Source organism: Streptomyces sp. SID1328, from assembly GCF_009865595.1.
GTDB classification, from domain to species: Bacteria; Actinomycetota; Actinomycetes; order Streptomycetales; family Streptomycetaceae; genus Streptomyces; species Streptomyces griseoluteus.
The window spans coordinates 1-3,236 of sequence record NZ_WWKH01000800.1 but is presented as its reverse complement, the minus strand read 5'-3'; the positions used below and the strand labels follow the sequence as shown (position 1 = coordinate 3,236).

The window sequence follows — 3,236 nt, the reverse complement described above, 5'->3', positions numbered from 1 at the left end:
GACAAGGCCGCCGGCCTGCGCCGCACCCTGGACGCCGTGCGGGACTCCGCACTCGCCCCGGAACGGGTCCTGCTCGACCACCTCAACGAGACCACCGTCAAGGAGGCCAAGGACAGCGGCTGCTGGCTCGGCTTCTCCGTCTATCCCGACACCAAGATGGACGAGGAACGCATGGTCGCCGTCCTGCGCGCCTACGGCCCCGAACAGGTCTTGGTCAACTCCGCCGCCGACTGGGGGAGGAGCGACCCCCTGAAGACCCGCAAGGTGGCCGACCTGATGCTGGCCGAGGCCTTCACCGAGGACGACGTCGACCGCGTCCTGTGGCGCAACCCCGTCGCCTTCTACGGCCTCAGCGGACGGCTGGACCTGGACGTCACCGCGACCGAAGCCACCCACGAAGGCAACACCATCCTCCGCGGCGCCCCCAAGGAAACCGCCCCCGCCGGACAGGAGTGACCCGTGCGCTTCCGCCACCCCGACGGCTCCCTCGTCCACCTCGCCTACTGCACCAACGTCCACCCCGCCGAGACCCTCGACGCCGTCGTCGCCCAGCTCCGCGACCACTGCGAGCCCATCCGGCGCCGTCTCGGCCGTGACCGTCTCGGCATCGGGCTCTGGCTCGCCAAGGACGCCGCCCGCGCCCTGGAGAACGACCCCTGCGCGCTGGCCGCCCTCCGCGCCGAACTCGACCGGCGCGGGCTGGAGGTCGTCACACTCAACGGCTTCCCGTACGAAGGCTTCGGCTCCGAGCAGGTCAAGTACCGCGTCTACAAACCCGACTGGGCCGACCCCGAGCGCCTGCGCCACACCACGGCCCTCGCCCGTATCCTCACCGGCCTCCTCCCCGACGACATCGTGGAGGGCAGCATCTCCACCCTGCCGCTCGCCTGGCGCACCGTCGCCACCCCGGCCCGCATGGAGACGGCCCTGACCGCCCTGCGCACCCTCGGCGACCGCCTCGACGCCCTCGCGGAACTCACCGGCCGCTCCCTCCGCATCGGCCTCGAGCCCGAACCCGGCTGCGTCATCGAAACCACCGCCGACGCCCTCACCCCCCTCACCTACATCGCCCACCCCCGCATCGGCATCTGCGTGGACACCTGCCACCTCGCCACCTCCTTCGAAGATCCCGACACCGCCCTGGACGCCCTCGTTCACGCCGGCGTGCCCATCGTCAAATCCCAGCTCTCAGCCGCACTCCACGCCGAGCACCCCCACCGCCCGGATGTCCGCGAAGCCCTGACCGCGTTCGACGAGCCCCGCTTCCTGCACCAGACCCGCACCCTCACCGCCACGGGCCGACAGGGCACCGACGACCTGGGCGAGGCCCTCCAGCACAGCGCCCTGCCCGACTCCACCCCGTGGCGCACCCACGTCCACGTACCCCTGCACGCGGCCCCCGCCGCGCCCCTCACCTCCACCCTCCCCGTCCTCGCCACGGCCCTGACCCGGCTCGTCGGCGGGCCGCACCCCCTCAGCCGCCACCTGGAAGTCGAGACCTACACCTGGCACGCCCTCCCCGCCGAACTACGGCCGCGCACCCGAGCCCAGCTCACCGACGGCATCGCCGCCGAACTCTCCCTCGCCCGCGACCTGCTCACCGACCTCGGCCTGAAGGAGCTGCCATGACCGACCACCCGGCGGCCCCTGCCCAGCCCTCGCCCGGCCGCCCCACCCCGCTGCTCGTCCTGGACGTCGTGGGCCTCACCCCCCGCCTCCTCGCCCACATGCCCCACCTGCGCGCCCTCGCGGACCAGGGCTCCCGCGCCCACCTCGGCACGGTCCTGCCCGCCGTCACCTGCGCCGCCCAGTCGACCTTCCTGACCGGCACCACACCCGCCGAGCACGGCATCGTCGGCAACGGCTGGTACTTCCGCGAACTGGGCGACGTCCTGCTGTGGCGACAGCACAACGGTCTGGTCGCCGGCGACAAACTCTGGGACGCCGCCCGCCGCGCCCACCCCGGCTACACCGTGGCCAACATCTGCTGGTGGTACGCCATGGGCGCCGGCACGGACTTCACCGTCACCCCCCGTCCCGTCTACTACGCCGACGGCCGCAAGGAACCCGACTGCTACACCCGCCCTCCCGACCTGCACGACGAACTGACCGCCAAGTTCGGCACATTCCCCCTCTTCCAGTTCTGGGGCCCCGGCGCCGGCCTCGCCTCCAGCCGCTGGATCATCGACGCGACCCGCCACATCCAGCGAACCCGCCGACCCGACCTGACCCTCTGCTACCTCCCCCACCTCGACTACGACCTCCAGCGCTACGGACCCGACGACCCGCGCTCCCTCCAGGCGGCCGCCGACCTGGACGCAGCGGCCGCACCCCTGCTGGCCGACGCCCGCGCGGGGGGCCGTACCGTCGTCGTCCTGTCCGAGTACGACATCACGCGCGTGGACCGCCCCGTGGACATCAACCGCGCTCTGCGCCGCGCCGGCCTGCTGGAGGTGCACGAGCAGGACGGCATGGAGTACCTGGACCCGATGGCATCACGTGCCTTCGCGGTCGCCGACCACCAGATCGCCCACGTCTACGTACGCCGTCCCGAAGACCTCGACGCCACCCGCGCCGCCCTCACCGGCCTGCCCGGCATCGCCGAAGTCCTGGACGACGAGGGCAAGAAGGACCACCACCTCGACCACCCGCGCTCGGGCGAACTCGTCGCCCTGGCGGAACCGGACGCCTGGTTCACGTACTACTACTGGCTCGACGACGCCCGCGCACCCGACTTCGCACGGCTCGTCGAGATCCACCGCAAACCCGGCTACGACCCGGTCGAACTCTTCATGGATCCCCTCGACCCCTACGTCAAGGTCAAGGCGGCGGCCGCGCTGGCCCGCAAGAAGCTCGGCCTGCGCTACCGCATGGCGGTCGTACCCCTGGACCCGTCACCTATTCGGGGCAGCCACGGCCGCCTTCCCGCGAGCGACGACGACGGTCCGCTCCTCATCTGCTCCACCCCCCGTGCCGTCGGCGACCGCGTCGCGGCCACCGACGTGAAATCACTCCTGCTCCGACTCGCCGGCCTCACCTGACGAGCCCTCATGACACCCGTCTCGTGTGCCTGGTCCCCAGTGAAGCACTCACCACTGACAACGCCCTCCCACACCCCGGAGTTCCCGCATGAGCCGCATTTCGCACAATGACCCCGAACTGACCCACCGCCTGACCAGAAGGGGCATGCTGGGCGTCGCCGCGGGCGCCACGGCCGCCGCTCTGCTGGGCGCAGC

At 71.8% G+C, this 3,236-nt stretch carries 2 protein-coding genes and 2 pseudogenes; all 4 read left to right on the top strand.

All coding sequences use genetic code 11. The features are described from left to right. Positions 1-456 (top strand): annotated as a pseudogene (locus GT030_RS25750) (hydrolase TatD); the annotation flags it as partial. A 3-nt stretch (positions 457-459) separates the two neighbouring features. Beyond that, entirely contained in the window at positions 460-1,629 is a 1,170-nt protein-coding gene (gene eboE, locus GT030_RS25745) for a metabolite traffic protein EboE (protein WP_161203157.1), read from the top strand. After that, a complete protein-coding gene (locus GT030_RS25740) occupies positions 1,626-3,041 on the top strand; it encodes a nucleotide pyrophosphatase/phosphodiesterase family protein (RefSeq protein ID WP_161203156.1) in 1,416 nt (471 codons plus the stop codon). Before eboE ends, GT030_RS25740 begins: the two co-directional genes overlap by 4 nt. Positions 3,042-3,129: 88 nt before the next feature. Next, positions 3,130-3,236: pseudogene (locus GT030_RS25735) on the top strand (sugar phosphate isomerase/epimerase); the annotation flags it as partial.